Genomic DNA, 24173 nt, shown 5'->3' with positions numbered 1-24173 from the left:
CCAGCCGTCGGAAATCAACCATCTCACCTGACCAGATGGAGCTCCGCTATGCCTGAATTTCCCCGGACACCCCTGCGAAGGGCGGGGAGAGGGAGAACAGAGAGACCTACCCCGACGTCAGCAGATCCACCTTGGCATTCGCCACGATCAGCCGATCGGCGAGGATCTGCGCGAGGTTGCGCATGATCCGCTCGCCGGCGCGCGGGTGCTGCTCGCGGAAGCGTTCGAAATCCTTGATCGTGACCTCATAGGCGGTCGCCGACATGTCGGCGAGCACATCCGCGGAGCGCGTCGGCTCCAGCAGCGCCATCTCGCCGAAGGCCATGCCGGCAGTCAGCGTCGCGAGCCGGATGCCGTCCGGCAGGGTGACGTGGACCACGCCGCTGCGCAGGAAGAACAGCGAGTTGGCCTCGCTGCCCGCGGCGATGACCTTTTCATTCTGCTGGTAGGTCCGGACCGTGCAAAGCGAGGTGAGATCGGCGATCTCGGCTTCGCTCAATCCGGCGAGCAGCGGCTGCTCGGAAAGCTCCGTGGTCTCGAGGAAGTCGATCGAGCCGCCATAGCGGTAGACGATCTGGTCCTCGGCCCACTCGATCGCGGTGTCGAGCAGATAGAAATCCCTGATATTGCCGAGCCGCCTGGTCCACTCGCTGATCGTGGCCCATTCGCGCGAGGTCCGCTTGATGCCGGACAGGATCACGGTGACGCCGAGCTCGGCGAGCTCCTGGAAAGCTTCGGCCACCAGCCTTGCGCCGGCGCGGGTCGTCGCGGTGACGCGGCGCAGATCGAAGATCACGAATTCGGGCCGCGGGCTGCCGGCGAGGCGGCGCGAGACATAGTCGACATTGGAGAGCGACAGGGTGCCGACCAGCTCGATCACTCGGACCTCCTGGAAGTGCCTTGCCAGGATCTCCTGCTCCTGCGGCCGGCGCACCCGCCGCGACGGGTTCTTGCCGATATTGTAGTCGGCGATGATGCTGTGGCGTGCGTCGTCGCTGCGGTTGAGCATATGCAGGTCGTAATGCGCCGACAGCGTCTCGCACACCTTGATGCCGCGCACGCTGTTGCCGTGCTTGTCGAGTTTTGGCGAATAGCTGCCGAGCCCGAGCCGCGCCGGCAGTGCCGCCAGAATGCCGCCGCCGACGCCGCTCTTGGCGGGAATGCCGACGCGGTAGATCCATTCGCCGGCATAGTCGTACATGCCCGACGAGGTCATCACCGATAGCGTGCGCGCGATGGCGTAGGGCGTCACCACCTGCTCCTCTGTCAGCGGGTTGATGCCGCGATTGGCGAGCGTCGCCGCCATCACGGCGGTGTCGCGTGCGGTGACCAGGATGGAGCATTGCCGGAAATAGACGTCGAGCACCGCAGGCACGTTCTCGGTGATCACGCTGTTGGTGCGCAGCAGATAACCGATCGCCCGGTTGCGGTCGCCGGTGGCGCTCTCGGAGGCATAGACCGCCTCGTCGATATCGAGCTCACGTCCGGCGAAGCGGCCGAGCGCCTGGCGGATGTAGTCGAACGCGCCGTCGCCCTTGTCGGCGTGGAGCAGGCCGGAGCAGGCGATCGCGCCGGCATTGACCATCGCATTGAACGGATGGTTCTCGGCATTGAGCCGGATCGAGTTGAAGGGGTCGCCGGACGGCTCGACGCCGATCACGCTTTCCACTCGTTCGGCGCCCAGCGTGTCCAGCGCCAGCGCGAACACGAACGGCTTCGACATCGACTGGATGGTGAACGGCACCCTGGTGTCGCCGACCTCGTAGACGTGGCCGTCGAGCGTCGCCAGGCTGATGCCGAAATGGGCAGGGTCGGCCTTGCCGAGCTCGGGGATGTAGTCGGCAACCGCGCCCGCGGCCTCCGGCAGGAAGTCTGCGTAACAAGTGTGCAGAAACCGCAGCAGCGGCGGCTTCGAGCTGGACCAGGCCGTGGTGGTGGCGGTGACGGGAGGAGGCGATCGTTTCATCGCCTCCTGTTGTGCATCGCAATCAGGGCGCGCGCAACTGGTTCGGAACCAGCGCCTGACGGCGGACCAGCATCAAGGCGATCAACACCGTCGGGGCGAGGATCGCGACCCCCAGCAGCGACACCTGCAGCTGCGACAGCGGGTTGATGCCGCCGCCGGGCGTCGCGAGCACGAAGCCGCCGATCACCAGCAGCACCCGGAGCGGCCATTCCAGGGCACCGGCGCCGCGGAGGTCGCCGACGAAGGCCTGATAGCCCTGGATGCCGCCGCAGATGAACAGCGTGCCGCAGGCCGCGAGCGCCATCAGGCCGAGGCCGGCGAGATAGGGGCTCGGTCCCTGCATCACCAGCGCCGGGTTCAGCACGAAGAAGAACGGGATGAAATAGATGATGCTGCCGACCCACATCGATTCCCATCCGGTCCTCATCGCGGGCGAGCCGGCGATGCCGGCCGCGGCGAAGGAGGCGATCGCCACCGGCGGCGTGATCGACGACAGCATGCCCCAATAGAAGATGAACATGTGCACCGCCATCCGGTTCAGCCCGAGCTTCTCCAGCGCGGGCGCAACCAGGATGGCGAGGAAGATGTAGCAGGCGGTGGTGGTCAGCCCGAGGCCGAGGATCAGGCTGGTGAAGGCGCACATCACGAGCAGCAGGAACGCGTTGTCGCCCGCAAGCGTCAACAGATCGTTGGCGAGGCTCGACACCACGCCGGTCATCGAGAACGCGCCGATCAGCAGACCGCAACCGGCGAGGATGCCGACCAGCTCGACGAAGGTGCGGCCATTGACCTCGAGGAATTTTGCGATCGTCCCGAGCGTCCAGCGGCTCTCCTTGGAGAAGATCTGGTTCAGCACCAGCAGCAGCGCGGTGGCGTAGAACGGCGCGTGGCTTTCGCGCTTGAAATACAGCAGCATCACGATCAGGAGCGCGATCACGAAGACGTAGTACCAGCCGTCCTTGATCGTATCCATCACGCGCGGCAGCTCGGCGCGCGGAATGCCCTTCAGCCCGTGGCGCGCGGCGTAGGAATCGACCTGCATGAACAGGCCGACATAGTAGAGCGCCGCAGGGATGATCGCGGCCACCGCGACCTCCGCGTAGCTGATATTGAGGAACTGCGCGATCACGAACGCGGTGGCGCCCATCACCGGCGGCGCCAGCACGGCGCCGGTGGAGGCGCAGGCCTCGATCGCGCCGGCATAGGAGGCGCGGAAGCCGCTCTTCTTCATGACCGGGATCGTCATCGTGCCGGCGGTCAGCACGTTGGAGACGATCGAGCCCGACATCATGCCGAGCAGGCCGGAGGCGAAGATGCAGACCTTGGCGGCGCCGCCGCGGAACGTGCCGCACAGCGCGAAGGCGAGGTTGATGAAGAATTTTCCGGCGCCGGTCATCATCAGCGCGGTGCCGAACACCAAAAAGCCGATTACGGTGTCGGCGAAGGCCTGGATCGGAATGCCGAGCAGGCTCTCGCCGGACAGCACGTGATAGGCCGTGGTCTGGTCGAGCGTCAGCTGCGAGCCGCGGAACGGGCCGAGCCAGCTGGCCTCGGCGAACAGTGGATAGACGGTGAAGGGCAGCACGCTGAGCAGGAGGCTCCAGCCGCCGGTCCGGCGCAGCGCCTCCATCAGCATCACCCACATCACGAGGCCGGCGATGATGACATTCCTCGGGGCGCCGTCGGACTCCCAGCCATATTGCGCCGCCTTGCGCACGTTCAGCATCAGCCAGATCGAGGCGGCGAAGGTCGCGACGGCAAGCGCGAGGTCATACCAGGGAATGCGGTTCAGCGGCGCGCGCTCCGATCCGGGGAAGATCAGGAACGTGAAGGGCAGCATCAGCGCGATCAAGAGATAGAAATATTCGGTGTTGAGCTGGGTGTAGTCGATGAAGAAGCGCAGCGAGAACTGCTGGTTGATGCAGAGCAGGATGGTTGCGGCGGTTGCGACCACCAGCGCCCAACGCCACACCCCGCGCAGGGTGCGCACGCGCGTGACCTCGGCCTCCTGCAGATTGTCGAGACCAGCATGCGGATCTTCAAACTCGATTCTTTTCGCAGGCGCAGCCGCGGCGTTCTCGGGCATTACGCATCCCCCAATGTTGTCCGTTTTGCCCGTAGCCTAGAGCATGATCCGGAAAAGTGCGAAGCGGTTTTCCGGAAGCACCATGCTCAAACGGGCGGAAGCGCGATGACGACTAACCCGATCTCATCGCGCGTTGGCGGGCCTCACTCAAAGCCGTTGGGCATATTGGCTTTCGCAAGCGCGGCCGCACGCGCCTTCATCCAGCCATCGAGAAAGGCCTTGTCGTCCGACGGCGGGTTCGACTTGCCGTAATCCGTCCAGGCGGCGGCGAGCACCTCCTGGCGCTTGTAAAGCGTGTTGTTGTGCGCGTCCTGCTCGTCGCTCCAGTGGCCGGTTTCCTTGAGCGCCTTCACCGCGCCGGGATGCACGGGAACGACCCAGTTCTTGGTCTGCCGGTCGGCGCCGAGCCCGGCGGCGCCGGGCGCCGAATCCTTGTAGGCGTCGTAGTTGACGATCATCGCCTTGGTGATCGCGTAGATCTGGTCGACCGGCTGCGCCGCATAGGCGACGAAGATCGGGTAGGGGTAATTGCCGAGCTGGATCGGCTTGTCCGGCGAGATGCCGGCGCCGCAGGTTGCGGTTTGCGGGAAGAAGAACGAGCCGACCTTTTTCACCCGTGCCCAGCCTTCCTTGTCGTCGGCGGGCAGCGGCGGCCACATCAGGCCGCGCGGCGAGGTCTCGGCTTCCTTGGCGGGGCCGGTGATCGTGGTGCCGAAGGCGGCATCGGTGTCGTTGTTGATCAGGCCTTTCCACATCGCCCCATAGCTTGCGAACTCGACGATCTTGACGTCCTTCTGGGTGAGGCCGCCGAACGCGAGCATCGCGAGCGAATTCTGGTTCAGCGCCGGCGAGCCGACCACGAAGCCGACGCGCTTGCCGCGAAGGTCTTTCATTTCCTTGACGCCGGCATCGGCTGCCACGCCGAGCGCGCCGCAATTGCAGTCGACCGACGACAGCATGAGCTGCAGCGGCTGCGGGCCCCACTCCTTGGCGCCGAACTCGAACACGCCTTCCTGCGCGAAATAGGTCCCCGATCCCATCGCCGAGGAGACCGCGCGTTTGGCGCGCAGCGGCGCGAGCCGCGCGACGTCGTTGCCGGCCGGCAGCACGCGGACGTCGGTGCCGTATTTGTCCTTCATCATCTTGCCGACGCCGACCGCGATGTTGAAGCCGGCGGTGCCGGTGTCGTAGGCGGTCACCGCCATGGTCGGCGGCAGCTTGATGTCCTCGGCGGAGGCGGGCAGGGCAGCGAAGATCGAAATGCCGGCAAGAGCGGCAGGCGCGAGCGCCATCAGCCGATGGATCATAATTCCTCCCTTTGTTTCGCTGTGCGAAACTTTTCCGGGCGGGATGATTGCATCGTGATCCGGCGATGGCAACGCTACCTCCGGCGTAAGCCGGCGATTTCGGCCGCTGCATCACCGGACAGATTGTCGCGGCCGGATGGCAGGGTGGGATCTCAGGTCTCGACGATCGCGACCGCCTGGCCTTCGGCGATGACATCGTCGATCTTGACCAGAATCGACTTGATTTTGCCTGCTGTCGTCGACGTGACCGGTATTTCCATCTTCATCGCTTCGACGAACGCAATCTCGTCGCCATTGCCGATGCTGCTGCCGGTCTCGACAGGAAGCGCGCAAACGCGCCCGGCAACTTCGGTCACAACCTTGATCTCTGGCATTCCACTCTCCGATACCGTCTTGCGGAAATTTCATCCGGCGAACGGCTTTTTGTTGTGGCGGCAGATTGCCTGAGGTAGCTTCTTCTGCAAGTGGAATTTTATTCCGCAGGACGGAATGGAGCCAAACAGATGGGAAGGCGCTCGGAACGGCTTAGCAGGCAGGGAATGCTCGCCAGCGAGACAGGCGATGGCGATGTCATCCAGGTGGTGTCGCGCGCCTTCGATGTGTTGCGGTGCTTCGAGGGACACGAGGCCCGGCTCGGCAATCTCGAGATCTCGAACCGCTGCGGTCTGCCGCGTTCGACGGTGTCGCGGCTGACGCACACGCTGACGCGGATGGGACAGCTCGTCTATCTGCCGCGCGACCAGAAATATCGCATCGGCCCGAGCGCGGTCGCGATGAGCACCACGATGATGAAGGGGCTGCAGCTGCGCAATCTGATCCGGCTGCGCCTGCAGGATGTCGCCGATCAGTTGCCCGGCACGGTGGGCTTCGTCATCCCCGACCGCTTTCATCTGGTCTATCTGGAGTTCGCCCGCGCGGCCAACGCGCTCGGCCTGCATGAGGCCACCGGCAGCCGGATCTCGATGGCGACCACCGCGGCCGGCCACGCCTATACGGCCGCACTCGATCCCGCGGTCGGCGACGCGCTGATCGCCGAGATGGAGGGCGAGCTGCCCGACAGCGCCAAGATGCTGACGCCGCGCATCGAGGCCAACCGCCGGCATTTGCAGGAGCACGGCTACGTCGTCGCCTGCGGCCTGTGGAGCCCGCATATCAACGGCGTCGCGGTGCCGCTGTGGTCGCCGCAGTATCAGACCTATGTGGTCACCACGATCGGCCTGCTCTCGGCGATGTATGACGAGGCGCGGCTGCATCGCGAGGTCGCGCCGCAAATGGTCGAGCTCGCCGCCGCGCTCGGCAGCCTGCTCGAAGGCGCCGACGGCGACATCTTCAGCAATCGGATCGAGCGCAAGACGCTTCCGGTGACCGCCCATAACAACAACAAAATCATCAAGACGGGAGCAGTGAATGAACTGGAAGCCGGAACTCGACGACCTCGCCCGCCGCGAAGCGTTCGCGCGGGAGATGGGAGGCGTTGACAAGGTCAAGCGGCAACGCGACCAGGGCCGGCTCACGGTTCGTGAGCGCATCGACAAGCTCGTCGACCAGAGCAGCTTTCACGAGGTCGGTGCCATCTCCGGCATCGCCGAATATGACGAGAGCAACGAGCTCAAGCACCTGACGCCGGCGAACTGCGTGTTCGGCCGCGCCAGGGTCGACGGCCGCACCGTCGTCGTGGTCGGCGACGACTTCACCGTGCGCGGCGGCTCGGCGGATGCATCGATTTCCGCCAAGCCGTTGATGGCGGAGGAGATGGCGCACGACTTTCGCCTGCCGATCGTTCGCGTGATCGAGGGCTCCGGCGGCGGCGGCTCGGTGAAGACGATCGAGACCAGGGGCGCCGCCAATCTGCCCGGCGGCGTCGGCGGTACGCGCTGGTACTGGTACACGACCGCCAATTTGGCCCGCGTGCCGGTGGTCGGTCTCGGGCTCGGCTCGGTCGCGGGCCTCGGTGCCGCACGGCTTGCCGCCACGCACTACTCGGTCATGACCAAGAGCTCCGCGATGTTCGTCGCCGGCCCGCCGGTGGTGAAGCGCCTGGGTCAGGATCTGACCAAGCAGGAGCTCGGCGGCGCCGACATCCAGACCCGCGCCGGCGCGATCGATCAGGCCGTCGAGACCGAAGAGGAGGCGTTCGACTACGCGCGGCGTTTCCTGTCCTATCTGCCGTCGTCGGTCTACGACCTGCCGCCGACCATTCCCTGCACCGACGATCCGGAACGTGCAGAGGAATCGCTGCTCACCGCCGTGCCGCGCAACCGCCGGCAGGTCTACAAGATGCGGCCGATCATCGATGCCGTCGTCGACAAGGGCTCGTTCTTCGAGGTCGGCACCAATTTCGGCCGCCCGATCATCACCGGATTGGCACGGATCGAGGGCAGGGCGGTGCTGCTGCTCGCCAGCGATCCGTTCCACTATGGCGGCTCGTGGACCGCGGACGCCTGCCAGAAGGTGGTGCGCTGGGTCGACTTCGCCGAGACCTTCCATCTGCCGGTGGTCTATCTCATGGATTGCCCGGGCTTCATGATCGGGCTCGAGGCGGAGAAGACGGCGACCATCCGCCACGGCGTGCGGGCGATGGCGGCGGTCAACCAGAGCACGGTGCCCTGGTGCACCATCATCATCCGCAACGCCTTCGGCGTCGCCGGCGTGGTGCATCAGCCGGCCAACCGCTTCTCGATGCGCTATGCGTGGCCGTCGGCCTATTGGGGCTCGCTGCCGCTGGAAGGCGGTATCGAGGCGGCCTATCGCGCCGAGATCGATGCGGCCGCCGATCCCGCCGCTAAGCTGCGCGAGATCGAGGATCGCCTCAACAAGCTGCGCTCGCCGTTCCGCTCGGCCGAGAAGTTCTGGGTCGAGGAGGTGATCGATCCGCGCAAGACGCGCTCGCTGCTCTGCGAGTTCGCGCGCCTCGCCGAACCGATCCGCAAGGCTGGTCCGCCGAGCAACATGTCGACGCGGCCGTAAGGGCCCTCAGACTCAACCCGTCATGCGCGGGCTTGACCCGCGCATCCATCGAATGAGTCATCCGAAGCGGGATGGATTGCCGGGTCAAGCCCGGCAATGACGGCCTTATTTACTCCGCCTCCCGATGCACGTCGTGGATCACGATGCCCATGCCGTTCTCGGGCATCTTGATCCATTCGCGCCGCTTCAGCGAGCGCTTGGTGTCCTCGTGCCCGCTCACCCAGTGCTCGCGCATCGAGGTGCCGGAAAATTCGTGATCCTTGGCGTCGCCCTCATAGGCCTTCTGCTGATAGATCAGCTGCAATAGCGTGATGCCCGGCAGCCGGGCGTTTGCCTTCTTGAGCTGGCGCTCCTCGTCCGAGAGCTGATCGCCGGGATTTTTCCCAGCGCATTGTGCAGGGCGGTGCGCAGATTGTAGGTCTTGCGATAGACGTCGGTGTTGTAGCGGGTACGCGACGAATACATGATGTCCTTGTGCCGGGCCATCACGTCCTGGATGTCCCGCGGCAGCGCGCCGCGCGCCGAGAACAGGTCGACCTGGAACACCAGCGAATTCATGTTGTCTTCCTGGTCGAGCAGATGCTGCAGCGGCGTGTTGGACACGATGCCGCCGTCCCAGAAATGATCGGTGCCGACCTTCACCATCGGCAGCGCCGGCGGCAGCGCGCCGCTCGCCATGATGTGCTCGGGGATGATCTCGTCATGGGCATTGTCGAAATGGATGAAGTTGCCCGAGAGCACGTTCACTGCGCCGACCGCGAAGCGCATCTTCTTGGAATTGATGCGGTCGAAATCGACCAGCTCGAGCAAGGACTCGCGCAGCGGCGTGGTGTCGTAGTAGCTGGTGGCGGTGCGCGCGCCGGCCGGGCTGAACCACGGATTGGCCTGGTGCGGGGTGAAGAAGCCGGGTTGTCCGAGCGTCGTCGTCAGCCATGAGCTGGTGAAATTGCGCGCCTTGCGGAAGATGTCGCCGTCCGGGGTGTAGTGCCAGATCTTGCGGCTGGTGATGCGATCCCAGAACGTGTGCAGCCGTTCCAGCCGCTTTTCGGGCGGATTGCCGGCGATGATCGCGGAGTTGATCGCGCCGATCGAGACGCCGCAGACCCAGTCGGGCTCGATGTTGGATTCATGCAGCGCCTGATAGACGCCAGCCTGATAGGCGCCGAGTGCGCCGCCGCCCTGCAGGACCAGGGCCACGCGATCGCAGCCTTCCGGACGCCAGCCCGGCGTCGCGTGATCGATATCGTCGAAATGCGGGGTTCGCGCGTCCATATCAGACACTCCAAAAATTCGCGGCGAGAATTCAGCGCGCCGATGACGCCGTGATGACAATTGCGGCGCCCGCGCACGGCGCATCCGGCATGCCCGCCTGCATGGTTAGCATTGGGCTCCACCACGAAACGCAGGTCATGCGCCTGACGGAAATTCCTCGCATCGCTGTCAATCTCGGCCGCTAGCTTTCGGGCAAACTTTTCAAACAGGGGGGTATTGCGATGCGCAGGGAAGATCTGCTCAAGCTTCCGTCGATGCCGGCCGCCGGCCCGAGCTATCCCGCCGGTCCGTATCGCTTCATCGATCGCGAATTCCTCGTCATCACCTATGAGACCGATCCGGAGTTGATCCGCGCCGGCCTGCCCGAGCCGCTGGAGCCGATCGAGCAGGCGTTCGTGCATTACGAATGGATCAAGATGCCCGACAGCTCCGGCTTCGGCAGCTACACCGAGTCCGGCCTCGTGATCCCCGCGCGCCTGCATGGCGAAGAGGTCAACTTCGTCTGCCAGATGTACCTCGACGATGATCCGCCAATCGCGGCCGGCCGCGAGATCTGGGGCTTTCCAAAGAAGTACGCTCATCCCAAGCTCGAGATCGTCAAGGACACGCTGACCGGCACGCTGGAATATGCCGGCCAGCTCGTTGCGATGGGCACGATGGGCTACAAGCACGAGAGCATGGCGGGCAATGGCGACGTCACCTGCGCCACGCTGTCGAAGACGCAAGTTAATCTGAAGATGATCCCCGGCGTCGACGGGCATCTCGAGGTCTGCCAGCTGGTCGCGATCAACCTGACCGACATCGTCGTCAAGGGCTCCTGGATCGGACCCGGCCGGCTGCATTTGGTGCCGCATGTCAATGCACCGGTCGCCGATTTCCCGGTCAAGCGTGTCGTCGGCGCGCATCACTTCCTCGCCGATCTGACGCTGCCGTTCGGCCGCGTCGTGCACGACTACAACAAGGAGGCCGCGGAGGCGGCGGCGCCGACCGGTCTTGCGGCGGAGTAGGGCGGTCGCTGACATAAAACTGTAACAGGCGCGTCCTCCTATGTTGCGTCGAGGGGACGCGCTTGCTCAGCGTTGCGCGTGGCCGAGGCTTTGAACATGTCATTTCGCGCGGTTGCGTTGTCGATTGCCTTGGAGGGCGGCCATGCTGGCTGATCCACCTCCCGCTCCGGTCGGGTCGCTGCTGACCCGCGAGGCGGTCCCCGGTCTGGTCTGGGCGTTCCGCCTGCATCACGACGGCCGTGCCGAGGCGCTTCCGATCGATGCGCCGATCGAGCCGAGCCATGACGGAAGGCTGTGGCTGCACTTCAACCTGACCGACGTCCGCACCCGGGCATGGCTCGCCAACATGCACATCCCGCAGCTCGCGCGGGACCTCTTCCTGTCGAATGACAATTTCCAGCAGATCCACGTCGCCGACAATTGCGTCTACGGCGTGTTTTCCGATCTGGTGCGGGATATCGACGCCGCGACCCGGGAGACCGGCTTTCTCCGCTTTGCGATGACCGAACGCCTCCTGGTCAGCGGCCGCCATCAGGCGCTGTGCTCCGCCGATGCGACGCGCCGCGTGCTCGAGGGTGGCCATCGCGTCGGCAGCGTCGCGGCGCTGCTGGAGAAGATCGTCGACGAGATCGCCGATACCCTGGACCGCATGGCGGACAAGATCGGCACCGATATCGATGCGATCGAGGAGCGGGTGCTCGCCGAGGATACCGGATCGGAGCTGCGCAAGAATCTGAGCCGGATGCGCCGCACCTGTGTGCGACTGCATCGCCAGCTCGCCGGCCTGCGCGTGCTGTTTCACCGGCTCGAGCAGAAGAACACCGACAATCTCAGCCCGGCGCTGCGGCTGCAGGCCGGCAAGCTCGCGCAGCGGCTCGACGGTCTCGACCACGACATCGTCGAACTGCACGAGCGCAGCCGCCTGCTCGAGGAGGAGCTGCGCTTCAAGCTCGAGGAGGAGAGCAACAAGCACCTCCATGCCTTGTCCGTCGTCACCATGATGCTGCTGCCGCCGACGCTCGTCACCGGCATCTTCGGCATGAACACCAAGGGATTGCCGTTGACCGACGTCGACAGCGGGTTCCTGGTTGCGGCCGGCCTTCTGATCGGGTCGGCGCTGCTGGCTTATCTGCTGATGCGGCGGCTCGGCATCGTCAAATAGCGCGAGCGCACCGCGGCATTCCCGATGTGCAGAGTTCTCTCCCCCGCGATGTTGGTGGCCGCGGGCCTCGCACTCGGCGCGCCGGCGCATGCGGAGGACCAGCCCTTCGCCGACCGGATTGCGGATACGCGGGCTGCGCTCGAGGAAGCCGGCTACCAGTTCAGCCTGACCTATATCGGTGAGGGGTTTTCCAACGTCTCCGGCGGCGTCAGCAACGGCGCGGCCTATACCGGCCGTCTCGATCTCGGCACCACCATCGACCTCGAAAAGGTGGCGGGCTGGACCGGCGCGACCTTCCACGCCAACATGTACCAGATTCACGGCGACGGGCTGTCGCGGAGCTATGTCGGCAACCTGTTCCTGGTGTCCGGTGTCGAGTCGCTGCCGGCGACGCGGCTCTTTGAATTCTGGATCGAGCAGAAGCTGCTCGGCGGCAAACTCTCGGTTCGCGTCGGCCAGCAGGGCTCGGACGTCGAGTTCATTGACAGCCAGTACGACGACATCTTCATCAATTCGGCGCTGGGCTGGCCCGGCATTGTCGGCACCATCCTGCCGGCCGGCGGACCGTCGCCGCCACTTGCGGTGCCCGGCATCCGGTTCAAGGCCAATCTGTCCGACCGCATCACCGCCTATCTGGCACTGTTCGACGGCTCGGCTTCGCCGCCGCAGGGGGCCGACGATCCACAGATCTTGAACGCCCACGGGCTGAATTTCCGGGTCAACGATCCGCCATGGTGGATCGGCCAGCTCAAATACAAGTTCGAGATCGGCGAGAGCAGGCTGCCGGCGACCATCACCGGCGGCGCCTGGTATCACATGGGCTCGTTTGCTGACCAGCGCTTCTCGGCCGACGGGCTGTCGCTCGCTGATCCCGACAGCTCCGGCGACACGCGATGGCTGCGGCGGGACAACGGCATCTTCATGGTCTACGAGCAGCTGCTTGCGCGCGCCAGGCCGGACGCTGACAAGGGCGTGGCGTTCTTCATGCGCGCCTCGGTCAGCCCATCGGACCGCAATCTGATCAGCACCTATGTCGACGGCGGCTTCCTGTTCACCGGCTTCAGCGAGACATATCCGGACGATCGGTTCGGCATCGCCGCGATCTATGCCAGGATTTCGGACGCCGCGCGTGCGCTCGACCGCGACACCCAGATCTTCACGGGCACGCCGTATCCGATCCGCGACTACGAGGCGATTCTCGAGATCACCTACCAGCACGTGGTGAACCCGAATTTCACCATGCAGCCGATGTTTCAATACATCGCCCATCCCGGCGGCGGCGCCGTCGATCCCAACGATCCGACGCAAACGCATCGGATCAAGGACAGCGTGGTGTTCGGGATGCGCACCATTCTGTCGTACTGACCGGCGCACGTCGCGCGGGAAGCGGCCTCAGGCCGCGACCGGCTTCGGCTCTGCCACCGATTTCGGCTGCGGCCGCGCGATCGCCAGAGCGATCAGCGCGGCAAAGATGCACAGCGCGCCGGCAATGAAGAACGCCGGCAGGTAGCTCTGATAGATCGTGCGCGACAGTCCGGCGCCGAACGCGGCGGCGCCAGCGCCGAGCTGATGGCCGGCGAAGATCCAGCCGAACACCAGGTTGGCACGCTCGGCGCCGAAGCGCTGCGCGGTGAGGCGCACGGTCGGCGGCACCGTCGCGATCCAGTCGAGGCCATAGAACATCGCGAACAGCGACAGCCCGTAGAACGTGAAGTCGGAGAACGGCAGGAACAGCAGCGACAGCCCGCGCAGGCCGTAATACCAGAACAACAGATAGCGGTTGTCGTAGCGGTCCGACAGCCAGCCCGAGACGATGGTGCCGAAGAAATCGAAGATCCCCATCGCGGCGAGCAGGCTCGCCGCCTGCACCTGCGGGATACCGTAGTCGAGGCACATCGGGATCAAATGAACCTGGACCAGGCCGTTGGTCGAGGCGCCGCAGACGAAGAAGGTCGCGAACAGGATCCAGAACACCGAGGATTTCGCGGAGTCGCGCAGCGTGCCGAGCGCGGCGGCCACGATCGGCGCATTGGCCGGCGGCGGCGCGGGTAGCGGCGCGGTGCCCTCGTCGCCGAACGGACGCAGGCCGACGTCGCTCGGCCGGTCGCGCATCACCATCAGCACGGCGAAGGCGGCGACGCCGAGCATGACGCAGACCAGCCCAAGCGCGACGCGCCAGCCGTAGCGCTCGGTCAGTGTCGCGAGGAGGGGCAGGAAGGCGAGCTGTCCCGTCGCGACGCTTGCGGTGAGGATGCCGACCACGAGGCCGCGCCGCGCCACGAACCAGCGCGCAGCGATGGTCGCGCCGAGCACCAGCGCTGTCATCCCGGTGCCAATTCCGATCACGACACCCCACAGCAGGATGAGCTGCCAGACCTGGGTCATGGCGAGCGAGGCCAATAGACCGGAGACCACGATCAGCTGCGCCGCCAGCGTCACGTTGCGCAGGCCGTAGCGGTTCATCAGCGCGGCGGCGAACGGCGCCATCAGCCCGAACAGGATGAAGCGGATCGACAGCGCGGAGGAAATCTCGGCGGTGGACCAGCCGAACTCCTTCTGCAGGGGCACGATGAACACGCCGGGCGCGCCGACGGTGCCGGCGGAGATCAGGGCGGCAAGGAAAGTCACGGCCACCATCACCCAGCCGTAGTGGATGTTGCGGCGGGCGAGGGCGGAAGCAAGCCAGTTCGAGATCATTGTGTTCCGGATCGATTGCGGTGAAAGCTTTGCGTGATGCGCAATATGGCACAGGGGAGCCATGGCTAAAATGCCATAGTTCCCTCATTTTCGGACTCAGGCGCCAGGCCGTCGTACTGCCTCACGGACGCCTTTCATAACTAACTGTCATTGCGAGGAGCGAAGCGACGAAGCAATCCATCGTTCGGTTTGTGAAAAGAGATGGATTGCTTCGCTTCGCTCGCAATGACGACATACCGGATCAGTGCGCGACCCGCTCGACGGCGATCGCGGTGGCTTCGCCGCCGCCGATGCACAGCGCGGCAACGCCGCGCTTCAGGTTCTGCGCCTCCAGCGCGTGCAGCAGCGTCACGATCAGCCGCGCGCCGGTGGCGCCGATCGGATGGCCGAGCGCGCAGGCGCCGCCGTTGATGTTCAGCCTGTCCCTGGGAATGCCGAGATCGCGCTGCGCCGCCATCGCGACCACCGCAAACGCCTCGTTGATCTCGAACAGGTCGACATCGCCGACGCTCCAGCCGACCTTGTCGAGCAGTTTTCTGATCGCCGGGATCGGCGCTGTCGTGAACCACTGTGGCTCCTGGCTGTGGGTGGCGTGGCCCTTGATCTCGGCCAGCACAGGCAGTCCATCGCGATCGGCGAGCGAGCGGCGGCTGAGGATCAGCGCTGCGGCGCCGTCGGCATTGGCGGAGGAGGCGGCCGGCGTGATGGTGCCGCCCGCGCGGAACGCCGGCTTCAGGCCGGGGATTTTTGCCGGATCGACCTTCAGCGGGTGCTCGTCATTGGCAACGATGCGCGGGCCGGCCTTCTCGGCGAGCGTGATCGGCGCGATCTCGGCCTTGAAGGCGCCGCCCTCGACCGCCTTGCGGGCACGGTTCAGCGTCTCCATCGCGAACGCGTCCTGGTCGGCGCGGGTGAACTGATAGGCCTCCGCGGTCGCCTCGCCGAAATCGCCCATCGAGCGGCCGGTCTCATAGGCGTCCTCGAGCCCGTCCATCATCATGTGATCGATGATGCGGTCGTGGCCGGCGCGATACCCGCCGCGCGCCTTCTGCAACAGATACGGCGCATTGCTCATGCTCTCCATGCCGCCGGACAGCACGATCTCGGCCGAGCCGGCCTTGATGATGTCGTGGGCCAGCATGGTCGCCTTCATGCCGGAGCCGCAGACCTTGTTGACGGTGGTGGCGCCGGTGGCATCCGGCAGTTTGGCGCCGCGCGCGGCCTGGCGGGCAGGGGCCTGCCCCTGACCGGCGGGCAGCACGTTGCCCATGAACACCTCGTCGATGCGCTCGGGCGCGAGTTTCGCGCGTTCGAGCGCCGCCCCGATCACATGCGAGCCGAGCTTGTGCGCCGGCAGCGGCGCGAGCTCGCCCATGAAGCGGCCGAGCGGGGTGCGGGCGGCGGAGAGGATGACGACGGGATCGGTGCTGGTTGCCATGGCAGGAGTCCCTTCAAGGCCGGGGATTTGATTGAATTATTGTCATCATATGATGCAATGCAAAAAATGCAACTGCGGCTCTCATGACAAAATGTCGTGTTCGCATGAGTCGGGGATGGGATCGTTCCGCCATCACCAATGTCGTCCTGGCGAAAGCCAGGACCAATAACCACCGACTTGTGCTGTTGGAGGGTAGCGGCCCCAGCATAGCGAGGCAATTCGCATTCGGGATAATGGGTCCTGGCCTTCGCCAGGACGACGAGGATGGTCCTCGATTCATGATGATGCCGGGGAGAATGAGAGCGCACGGTTGCTTCCCAGGCGTCGTCTCTGCGAAAGCCAGGACCCATACTCCGCAGCGGATATTGTGAATGGGACTCGTCGTTCGGGCGCCGCTCAACAATGACGGCCTGTGGTTATGGGTCCCTGCTCCCGTGCGCAATTGCGCACTAGGCAGGGACGACACCGAATAGGTGTCCGCATATCGACCGTTCGTGACGATCGCGATTCGTCCCTCGATCGGGTGAGACAGACAAACCATACACTCGCTTGGTCGTCGCTTGCGCCGTCGGGCAAATCAGTGATTGAGAATTTTCGCTGGGCGGCGGCGCATCCGAGCTTGTCTGCGACCTGACCTAATCCGACCGCCAGGCGCCGAGCAGAAATCGTCGCTTCGGCGCGGAGCCCGCTTGTTTCTGCACGTCCGGCAGGTCGACGGCATGGCGCTGCATCAGCAGGCGGATTGCGATCGCGATGATTACAAAGGGCGCCAGGTAGATCGCGAAAACTTCGAAGGCGTTCATGTCGTCCTCCGCGGCTTCGGAACAGACATGCTAGTACGATCATCGCGCGCGCGGGCGGCTAAAACTGTACCGGCGCCGCTGAGCTGGCGTTAACCGAATTCCCGGACGCCGATCAATTCAAGGTTGCGGAATACGGGTCTGTTTACCGATCCGGCGCTAGGGCTGGTGGATTGTGCAATGGAAGGTCCCACCGCAATGTCCGTGATCGCCGTCGAGCAGCCGTCCGCCCGCATTCCGCTCTCCGTCAAGATCGGCTTCAGCGCCTTCATGGCTGTCCTGGTGCCGGTGTACACCTACTGCTACGGGCCGACCAACTTTCTGTATTTCTGCGATGTCTGCCTGATCCTCACCTTGATCGGGGTCTGGACCGAGAGCGCGCTGTTGATTTCGATGTGCGCCGTCGGACTCCTTGTGCCGCAAACATTTTGGGTAATCGACTTTCTCGCCCATGTCGCCGGCTGCTCGCTCACCGGAATGACCGACTACATGTTCGACCAGAACCTGTCGCTGTTCCTGCGGTTCCTGTCGGGCTTCCACGGCTGGCTGCCGTTCCTGCTGCTGTTCCTGGTCTGGCGGCTCGGCTATGACCAGCGCGCGCTGATCGCCTGGGGCGTGCTGGCATGGGCGCTGCTGCTGATCTGCTACTTTGTGATGCCGGGACCGCGGTCGGACCCGGGCATGACCCCGGTCAACATCAACTACGTCTTCGGCACCAGCGACAGGGCGGCGCAAGGCTTCGTGCCGCCGCTGGTGTGGCTGGCCGGCCTGATGATCGGCCTGCCACTGCTCGCCTTCATACCCACCCATTTCATGCTGCGGCGCGCCGCGCCGCCGATGTAGGGCCTGCGATTCGCGAGGCTACGCCATCACGTCGCTGCGGATACCATCGTGCATGGCCGCATGCGGCGGCCTCGATTGACACCAATCGACTCGGCGCTACGCTGACGGAACAGAGCGTTCTCCCAAGCGACTCGAGACGAATTCAAAGCGCCGCAAGCACGACCAAGAAGCAAGACCCAGAAGAACAAGGAAAAAGGGCAGGACACGCCGTGACACGCGTCATCGCGTCTTGAGCGGGACCACGCGGACCTCCGCGCTCGCGCCATTTCGCATCCGCAGCTATCGCTTTCAATGGCCGTCCGATCTGCTCACCTCCTGGGCGTTCGAGGTCGAGACGCTGGTGCTCGGCTGGTACATCATGGTCGAGACCGGCTCGGTGCTGCTGCTCACCGTGCTGGCGTCGCTGCAATATGTCGGCACGCTGGTCGCGCCGGTCGTCGGCATGATCGGCGACCGCATGGGGCACCGCGATCTCCTCGCCGTGATGCGCTTTGCCTATACGGCGCTCGCCGGCACCATCATGACGCTGGCGCTGACCGGGCATCTCGCCCCGCTGAACGTCATGATCATCGTCGCGATCATGGGCGTGATCCGCCCGTCGGATCTCGGCGTGCGCGGCGCGCTGCTCGCCGACATCATGCCGCCGGAGCAGCTGGTCGGCGCCATCAGCCTGGCGCGCACCACGCAGGACTCCGCGCGCATCGCAGGAGCCCTGACCGGGGCCGGATTGTTCGCGGCGCTCGGCATCGGCTATGTCTATGTCGGGATCGCCGGCTTCTATTTCGTCGCCGCCATCCTGATGCTCTGCATGAGCCGCCCCAAGTCGCATGGCACGACCGATCTCGCCTCCGGCGACGCGCCGGGTTCAAAGCTGCTGCGCGACCTCAAGGAGGGCATCGTCTATGCCTGGAGCGGTCCGGGCATGCGCGCCGCGCTCTGCGTCGCGTTCCTCGCCAACCTCACGGCGTTCCCGCTCACCAACGGCCTGTTGCCCTATGTCGCGCGCGACATCTTCCATACCGACCAGACCGGGCTCGGCTATCTCTCGGCAAGCTTTGCGGTGGGTTCGCTGATCGGCTCGATCACGCTCAGCATGGCCGGCGGGGTACGCATCGCGCGGCTCCTGATCGGCGCGACGCTCGCCTGGTACGCCATGCTGCTGGTGTTCGTCGAGCTCCGGACCATGCCGGTCGCGATGGCCTGCCTGCTGCTCGCCGGCATCGCGCAGAGCATGTCGATGATCTCGGCCGCCGTGATGCTGATGCGCAACGCCAGCGCGCATCTGCGCGGCCGCGTCATGGGCGTGCGCATGATGGTGATCTACGGCCTGCCGCTCGGGCTGCTCGCCGCCGGCAGCCTGATCGACCTGATCGGCTACACCGCGACCGGCACGCTGCTCGCCGCCGCCGGCTTCATCGCCATGCTGGCAATCGCGCTGCACTGGCGCGCCGATCTCTGGCCGACCCACGCCCCGGCCAACGCCCGGTGAGGGGCGCGGCGCGATGCCGCGCCGCGGTCGCCGATGCGCCAAAAGGACGCGACAGCGCGGGCAAGCTGTCGTAGATCATTTTCGACGCTCCCATTTCCAGTGCCAAGTTCCAGTGCCAGGCCTTTTTCGTTTGATATTGTAATGCTCCGTCTTTTGACCCGCCTTGGACTGCGCTTCGACGACATCGTCGAGGAGCGCCGATTTGTAGACCAGTACGTGCGGGGCAATATCGGCTGGACGCAGGTCGCGATGCTGCTCGGCGCCTTCACCTATGCCGGATATGCGTTCTGGGATTGGGTGCTCTATCCCGACGTCGTGGCGACCACGCTGGCGATCCGCGGCGGGGTCGCCGTGCTGGTCCTGCTGCCGCTCACCGCCTTGCTCTCGGTGCCGGCGATGAAGCCGTGGGCCGAGACGATCTTCCTCGTCTATTGCGTCGTTCCAGGCTGCGTGCTGCCGAGCGTCTACCTCGTGCTGCCCTCGGGATTCACCTATGCGGCACCCGGCGTGATGATGGTGATCCTGTTCGTCTCGACCATGCTGCCGCTGCGGATCGGGCCACTGGCGGTGTTCTGTCTCACGACATGGATTGCCCTGTGCATCGCTGAATCGCTCGGGCCTGCGCTGCCGCCGGGCTTGCGCTTCATCAATCATTCCCTCGTCATCAATGCCTATGCGTTGTCGCTTTACGCCGTCGCCGCCCGCGAGTTCCGCGCGCGCCAGCAGTTTCGAACGGCGCAGGCGCTCAAGCAGGAAAAGGAGCGCTCGGAAGCCTCGTTGCGCGATTTGCACGCGACGCAATCGCACCTCGTGCAGGCCGAGAAGCTGGCCTCGCTCGGGCAGCTCGTCGCCGGTGTCGCACACGAGGTCAGCACACCGCTTGGCCTGGCGCTGACCACGTCGACGACGATGGAGGCGGACCTTCGCGCGATGGGCGAGGCGCTGAACGGCACCGCTGTCCGGCGCTCCGACCTGACAAGGGGCATTGCACGGATCGAGAACGGCCTTCGACTGACCTCGGAAAACCTGCATCGGGCATCCGAGATGGTGCACAGCTTCAAGCAAGTCGCCATCCATCAGGCCGACGAAGAGCGTCACACGTTCGAGCTGGGCGGATGGCTGTCCGAGCTGATCGCAAAGCTCGGGCCGCTGCTGTCCCGTCAGGGATTGATCGTCGAACTCGACTGCCCGCAAGGCATCGTTCTGAACAGCTATCCCGGCGCGCTGGCGCAGGTGATCAGCAACCTGGCGTTCAACGCGGCGGCGCACGCTTATCCCGACGGCCGCGGCGGACGCTTCACCATGACGGTGACGCAGCCGGATCAGGCGCTGGCCCGGATCGCCTGCGCCGACCAAGGCGTCGGCATCCGCGAGGATTTGCAGGCCCGCGTGTTCGATCCGTTTTTCACCACCGGGCGGGAGCGGGGCAATATCGGGCTCGGGTTGCACATCGCCTTCAATACCGTGGTGTCGTCGCTCAGCGGCCGGATCGCGCTGGAAAGCGAACCAGGCCGCGGCACGCTGGTGCTGATCGAGATCCCGGTCTCGAGCTAGCCGCTGGTGGTAGCCCGGCCTCTGGCCGATCGACGCATCGGCGAATGTGTGGCGAGGACGCAGCAAGCGTCGCCCGGATGAGCGAAACGATATCCGGGGCATCCGGCCCCGCATGTCGCTTCGCTCATGCGGGCTACAGATGACATGTTGCGGCGCTCACGCGGGCCACAGGTGCTGAACCGCTACCGCTTGCGATCTAAAAATCCCTGCAGCAGGCGCTGCGGCTCGCCGGTCTGAAACGACTTTCCGAACACGCCGACGCTGAGGTTCACCGACTCGGTCAGCGGCAGCTCTTCCCATTGCCGCAGCAGGTCCTTCTGGATGCGTAGCGCCTCGGGGCCGCATTCCAGCAGCGCCTTGACGGTGTGCTCGACGGCGTCGTCGAGGCCGCCGGGCTTTGCCACGGTGTCGACCAGGCCCCAGGCGAGCGCGGTTTGGGCGTCGAGGTTCTCCGCGGTCATCATCAGCCAGCGGGCGCGGCCCCAGCCGATCAGGCGCGGCAGCAGCGCGGCGTGGATCACCGAGGGGATGCCGACGCGCACCTCGGGCATGCCGAACATCGCGTCATGTGCGGCAACGCGGACGTCGCAGGCGGCCGCGACCTCGAGGCCGCCGCCGAGGCACCAGCCGGGCAGGCGGGCGATCACCGGCGCCGGGAATTTGCGCACGGCCTCGCAGAGGTCGCGCAGCCGGCTGATGAATGCTTCGGCGGATGTCTGGTCGAGCGTCGCCATTTCCTTGATGTCGGCGCCGCCGATCATGCTGCGCTCGCTTTCGCCGGCCAGGATCACCGCGCGGATGCTCGGATCGGCGGCCAGATGCTCAAAACCCTCGCGCACGCCGTTGGTGACCGCGGAACTCACGATGTTCAGCTTGCCGGCGTTGCAGATGGTGAGGCGGACGACGCCTCTGTCGTCGCGGGCGATGCCGCAGTGGGGATTGAGCATGTCCATGGAAAAGCCCCGGCGCAGGAATGGATCGACAAGTCATTTCGGGATGGTGCGCAAGCACCAGACCCGGAATCTCGAGATTCCGGGTCTGGTGCTTGCGTCGCCCCGGAATGACTTGCGCCATGTCCCGGACAAAGCATGGCTCTGTCAAGGGACCGGGTGCGGCGGTTGCGCCGAGGGATGCGGATCTATAGAATTATATGCGTCATATAAATGGAGCCGTCATGACCGCCGCCGAAAGCATCGATCTTCGTTCGCCCGATCTAACGCGCACCCGCGTGGTGGAATGGCAGGCGCCCGGACCGGTGGCGAAAGCGGCGCTGCCGATGTCCGGGATCGAGGCGATGCGCGCGATCCGCGACGGCCGGTTGCCGCCGCCGCCGATGGCCAAGCTGATCGGCTTCCGCATGGCCGTGGTCGAGCAGGGGCGCATCGTGATGGAACTCGAGCCGCATGAGAGCCTGGAAAACACCATCGGCCTGCTGCACGGCGCCACCGCCGCGGCGCTGCTCGATACCGCGATGGGCTGTGCGATCTCGACCATGCTGCCGGCGGGGCAGACTTCGGTGACGCTCGACCTCAAGCTGACCTATCTGCGGCCGCTGTCGGCACGGTCGGGCACCATCAGCGCCGAAGGCAAGGTGATCAAGCTCGGGCGCCAAACCAGTTACACTGAGGGCTTCGTCCGCGACGGCAAGGGCAATCTTGCGGTGCACGCGACCGCGATGTTTTCGATGCTCGGCGGGGAACCGAAAGTGGCCGACAAGGCGAAATAACTGCAGCACTCCGGCCGCAAATCTGCTATTATATGATTAGAAACATTCCATGAGACCGGTATGCGCTATTCGAAAGAACACAAGCAGGAGACCCACGCGCGGATCGTCAAGAAGGCCGCGACGCGGCTGCGCGAGCGGGGCGCCCACGGTATCGGCGTCGCCGACCTGATGAAGGACGCCGGCCTGACCCATGGCGGCTTCTACGCGCATTTCGACTCGCGCGAGGCGCTGGTGATCGAGGCCTTCAGCTACGCGATGGACCGCGCCATCGAGCGCTGGCGCAAGGTCGCCGCGGACACGCCGCCGGAGAAGCGACTTTCGACCATCATCGACGGCTATCTTTCGGCGGTGCACCGCGACGATCCCGGCCAGGGCTGCGCGATCCCGGCGCTCGGCGCCGAGATCGCCCGCGAGAGCCCGAAGACCCGCAAGGCGTTTGCCCTCAAGCTCGACCAGATGATCGACATGATGGCCGACCAGATCATCGACGTGCCGCGCAAGACCGCCCGCAAGCAGGCGATGGCGACGCTGGCGACCATGATGGGCACCATAGTAATGTCGCGCATCGCCGGCAGCGGCGAAATGTCCGACGAGATCCTGAGCGCGGGCCGCGAGGCGGTGCTGGGGCGCGCCGCCGCGGCCAAGGCACCGGCGAAGAAGAAGGTGAATTAGCGCTTAGAGCGCCAACTGGTGCAGCGCGCCTAATACTCGATCCGTCACCCTGAGGAGCGCGCATCGCGCGCGTCTCGGAGGGTCGACGGCCACCAGCCGGGCCGTGCATCCTTCGAGACGCGCTACGCGCTCCTCAGGATGACGGGAATAACACGGTGTCCGCCTCACACCCCGCCAAAAAGCGCGCGCTCGGCTTCCACGGTCTCGTAGATGTAGTCCGCCACCGCGCGGATGCGGGCGAGGTCCTTGCTGTCGGCGTGCATCAGCAGCCAGAAGGTGCGGGAGATCCGCACCTCGTCCGGCAGCACCGGCTGCAACTCGGGGTGGGCCGTTGCCATGAAGTGCGGCAGCACGGCGATGCCGAAGCCGGCGATGGTGGCGTTGAGCTGCGCGATCAGATTGGCGCTGCGGAATTTCGCCGAGATCTTTGGCGAGACCTGCGGCAGATAGTCGAGCTCCGGCGTGAACAAGAGCTCCTCGATATAGCCGACGAACCGATGCCGCGGCAGGTCGGCGCGCGCAGCAATTGCCGGCGCCTGGGCGAGATAGGCGGGTGCGGCATAAAGCCCGAGCGTGTAGTCCAGGAGCTTGCGGCCGACGATGCGGCCTTCCTTCGGCATGGTCAGGCTGATCGCGATGTCGGCCTCGCGCTTGGAGAGCGAGAACAGCCGCGCGGTGGCGACGAGCTGCAGATCGAGATCGGGATACCGCTCGGTGAACTTGACCAGCCGCGAGGCCAAAAAGTGGCTGCCGAAGCCGTCGGGCGCGCCGATCCGCACCGTGCCGGTGAGGTGGGCGCGCGAGCCGCCGATCGCCTCCTGGTTGGCGACGATGGTGGATTCCATCGCCTCCGCGCTGTCGGCGACGCGCTGGCCGGCCTCGGTCAGCAGATAGCCGGTCTTGCGCCGATCAAACAGTTTTGCGGAGAGGTGGCGCTCCAGCCGGTCGACACGGCGGATCACTGTGGCATGATCGACGCCGAGCTGCTTGGCGGCAGCCGAAACCGACCCGCCGCGCACGATGGCAAGCACGAAACGGAAGTCGTCCCAGTCAATTGTGCCGCCGCCTTGATCCAGCATTTCCGCACATCTATGGTGCAATTTATCGGACTTGAATCCCATAAAATGCAGGGTCAATAGGGTTTGTAAAGCGATCCCGCCGCGAGGAGCGGCGATTCAGGTGCTTCA

Annotated in this window: 19 protein-coding genes and 1 pseudogene; 10 read left to right on the top strand and 10 right to left on the bottom strand. The window is 65.3% G+C overall.

What is annotated here, in order from left to right; all coding sequences use genetic code 11:
* Nucleotides 1-106: 106 nt before the first annotated feature.
* The 4 genes from glsA to Q2M23_RS21845 form a co-directional block, all read right to left on the bottom strand.
* Entirely contained in the window at nt 107-1966 is a 1860-nt protein-coding gene (glsA, locus tag Q2M23_RS21860) for a glutaminase A (RefSeq protein ID WP_316396984.1), read from the bottom strand.
* Between the two features lie 22 nt (nt 1967-1988).
* Complete coding sequence (locus Q2M23_RS21855; protein ID WP_253587120.1) at nt 1989-4052, bottom strand: TRAP transporter permease; 2064 nt, start codon at nt 4050-4052, stop codon at nt 1989-1991.
* A gap of 143 nt (nt 4053-4195) precedes the next feature.
* On the bottom strand, nt 4196-5359 hold the full coding sequence (locus tag Q2M23_RS21850; protein ID WP_316396983.1) for a TAXI family TRAP transporter solute-binding subunit: 1164 nt from the start codon (nt 5357-5359) through the stop codon (nt 4196-4198).
* A 152-nt stretch (nt 5360-5511) separates the two neighbouring features.
* Nucleotides 5512-5733: an acetyl-CoA carboxylase biotin carboxyl carrier protein subunit gene (locus Q2M23_RS21845; protein WP_076826552.1), complete on the bottom strand. Its 222-nt coding sequence runs from the start codon at nt 5731-5733 to the stop codon at nt 5512-5514.
* A 129-nt stretch (nt 5734-5862) separates the two neighbouring features.
* Between Q2M23_RS21845 and Q2M23_RS21840 the strand changes: the two genes are divergently transcribed.
* Together Q2M23_RS21840 and Q2M23_RS21835 are read left to right on the top strand one after the other, a co-directional pair.
* The gene (locus tag Q2M23_RS21840; RefSeq protein ID WP_310880451.1) at nt 5863-6837 is read left to right on the top strand and encodes an IclR family transcriptional regulator; all 975 of its coding nucleotides are present in this window, start codon (nt 5863-5865) and stop codon (nt 6835-6837) included.
* A complete protein-coding gene (locus Q2M23_RS21835; RefSeq protein WP_057019749.1) occupies nt 6767-8326 on the top strand; it encodes an acyl-CoA carboxylase subunit beta in 1560 nt (519 codons plus the stop codon). Before Q2M23_RS21840 ends, Q2M23_RS21835 begins: the two co-directional genes overlap by 71 nt.
* Nucleotides 8327-8435: 109 nt before the next feature.
* On the opposite strand, the pseudogene Q2M23_RS21830 reads toward Q2M23_RS21835, so the two are convergent.
* Nucleotides 8436-9598 (bottom strand): annotated as a pseudogene (locus Q2M23_RS21830) (patatin-like phospholipase family protein).
* A 221-nt stretch (nt 9599-9819) separates the two neighbouring features.
* Between Q2M23_RS21830 and Q2M23_RS21825 the strand changes: the two are divergent.
* The 3 genes from Q2M23_RS21825 to Q2M23_RS21815 all read left to right on the top strand — a co-directional run bounded on the left by Q2M23_RS21825 (nt 9820) and on the right by Q2M23_RS21815 (nt 13132).
* Entirely contained in the window at nt 9820-10605 is a 786-nt protein-coding gene (locus Q2M23_RS21825) for an acetoacetate decarboxylase (RefSeq protein WP_316396982.1), read from the top strand.
* Nucleotides 10606-10747: 142 nt separating this feature from the next.
* Nucleotides 10748-11767, top strand: a complete 1020-nt coding sequence (locus tag Q2M23_RS21820; RefSeq protein ID WP_316396981.1) for a transporter — start codon at nt 10748-10750, stop codon at nt 11765-11767.
* A gap of 48 nt (nt 11768-11815) precedes the next feature.
* Nucleotides 11816-13132: a carbohydrate porin gene (locus tag Q2M23_RS21815; RefSeq protein ID WP_316396980.1), complete on the top strand. Its 1317-nt coding sequence runs from the start codon at nt 11816-11818 to the stop codon at nt 13130-13132.
* A 27-nt stretch (nt 13133-13159) separates the two neighbouring features.
* Here Q2M23_RS21815 and Q2M23_RS21810 read toward each other — a convergent pair whose 3' ends face one another.
* The 3 genes from Q2M23_RS21810 to Q2M23_RS21800 all read right to left on the bottom strand — a co-directional run bounded on the left by Q2M23_RS21810 (nt 13160) and on the right by Q2M23_RS21800 (nt 16705).
* On the bottom strand, nt 13160-14464 hold the full coding sequence (locus Q2M23_RS21810) for an MFS transporter (protein WP_168855690.1): 1305 nt from the start codon (nt 14462-14464) through the stop codon (nt 13160-13162).
* 241 nt (nt 14465-14705) lie between these two features.
* Nucleotides 14706-15902, bottom strand: coding sequence for an acetyl-CoA C-acyltransferase (locus tag Q2M23_RS21805; RefSeq protein ID WP_253587115.1), 1197 nt, complete (start codon nt 15900-15902; stop codon nt 14706-14708).
* Nucleotides 15903-16537: 635 nt separating this feature from the next.
* Entirely contained in the window at nt 16538-16705 is a 168-nt protein-coding gene (locus Q2M23_RS21800; protein ID WP_168855689.1) for a hypothetical protein, read from the bottom strand.
* Nucleotides 16706-16882: 177 nt separating this feature from the next.
* Between Q2M23_RS21800 and Q2M23_RS21795 the strand changes: the two genes are divergently transcribed.
* From Q2M23_RS21795 to Q2M23_RS21785, 3 genes are all read left to right on the top strand, one after another.
* Nucleotides 16883-17545, top strand: a complete 663-nt coding sequence (locus tag Q2M23_RS21795) for a hypothetical protein (RefSeq protein WP_316396979.1) — start codon at nt 16883-16885, stop codon at nt 17543-17545.
* 229 nt (nt 17546-17774) lie between these two features.
* Nucleotides 17775-19034, top strand: a complete 1260-nt coding sequence (locus tag Q2M23_RS21790) for an MFS transporter (RefSeq protein ID WP_057019756.1) — start codon at nt 17775-17777, stop codon at nt 19032-19034.
* A 141-nt stretch (nt 19035-19175) separates the two neighbouring features.
* A complete protein-coding gene (locus tag Q2M23_RS21785; RefSeq protein WP_253587112.1) occupies nt 19176-20588 on the top strand; it encodes a sensor histidine kinase in 1413 nt (470 codons plus the stop codon).
* Nucleotides 20589-20770: 182 nt separating this feature from the next.
* Here the strand turns inward: Q2M23_RS21785 and Q2M23_RS21780 are convergent, their stop codons facing one another.
* Nucleotides 20771-21541: an enoyl-CoA hydratase gene (locus Q2M23_RS21780; RefSeq protein ID WP_316396978.1), complete on the bottom strand. Its 771-nt coding sequence runs from the start codon at nt 21539-21541 to the stop codon at nt 20771-20773.
* Between the two features lie 221 nt (nt 21542-21762).
* Between Q2M23_RS21780 and Q2M23_RS21775 the strand changes: the two genes are divergently transcribed.
* Nucleotides 21763-22314 (top strand): PaaI family thioesterase, encoded by a 552-nt coding sequence (locus Q2M23_RS21775; RefSeq protein ID WP_168855686.1) that lies wholly within the window; start codon nt 21763-21765, stop codon nt 22312-22314.
* 60 nt (nt 22315-22374) lie between these two features.
* Entirely contained in the window at nt 22375-22986 is a 612-nt protein-coding gene (locus tag Q2M23_RS21770) for a TetR/AcrR family transcriptional regulator (protein WP_057019760.1), read from the top strand.
* Between the two features lie 164 nt (nt 22987-23150).
* On the opposite strand, the gene Q2M23_RS21765 is transcribed toward Q2M23_RS21770, so the two are convergent.
* Nucleotides 23151-24065: a LysR family transcriptional regulator gene (locus tag Q2M23_RS21765; RefSeq protein WP_316396977.1), complete on the bottom strand. Its 915-nt coding sequence runs from the start codon at nt 24063-24065 to the stop codon at nt 23151-23153.
* Nucleotides 24066-24173 lie beyond the last annotated feature (108 nt).

The sequence above is a fragment of the Bradyrhizobium sp. 33ap4 genome (genome assembly GCF_032654765.1).
Lineage (GTDB): Bacteria > Pseudomonadota > Alphaproteobacteria > Rhizobiales > Xanthobacteraceae > Bradyrhizobium > Bradyrhizobium australafricanum.
This window is presented reverse-complemented; position numbering and strand designations above follow the sequence as displayed.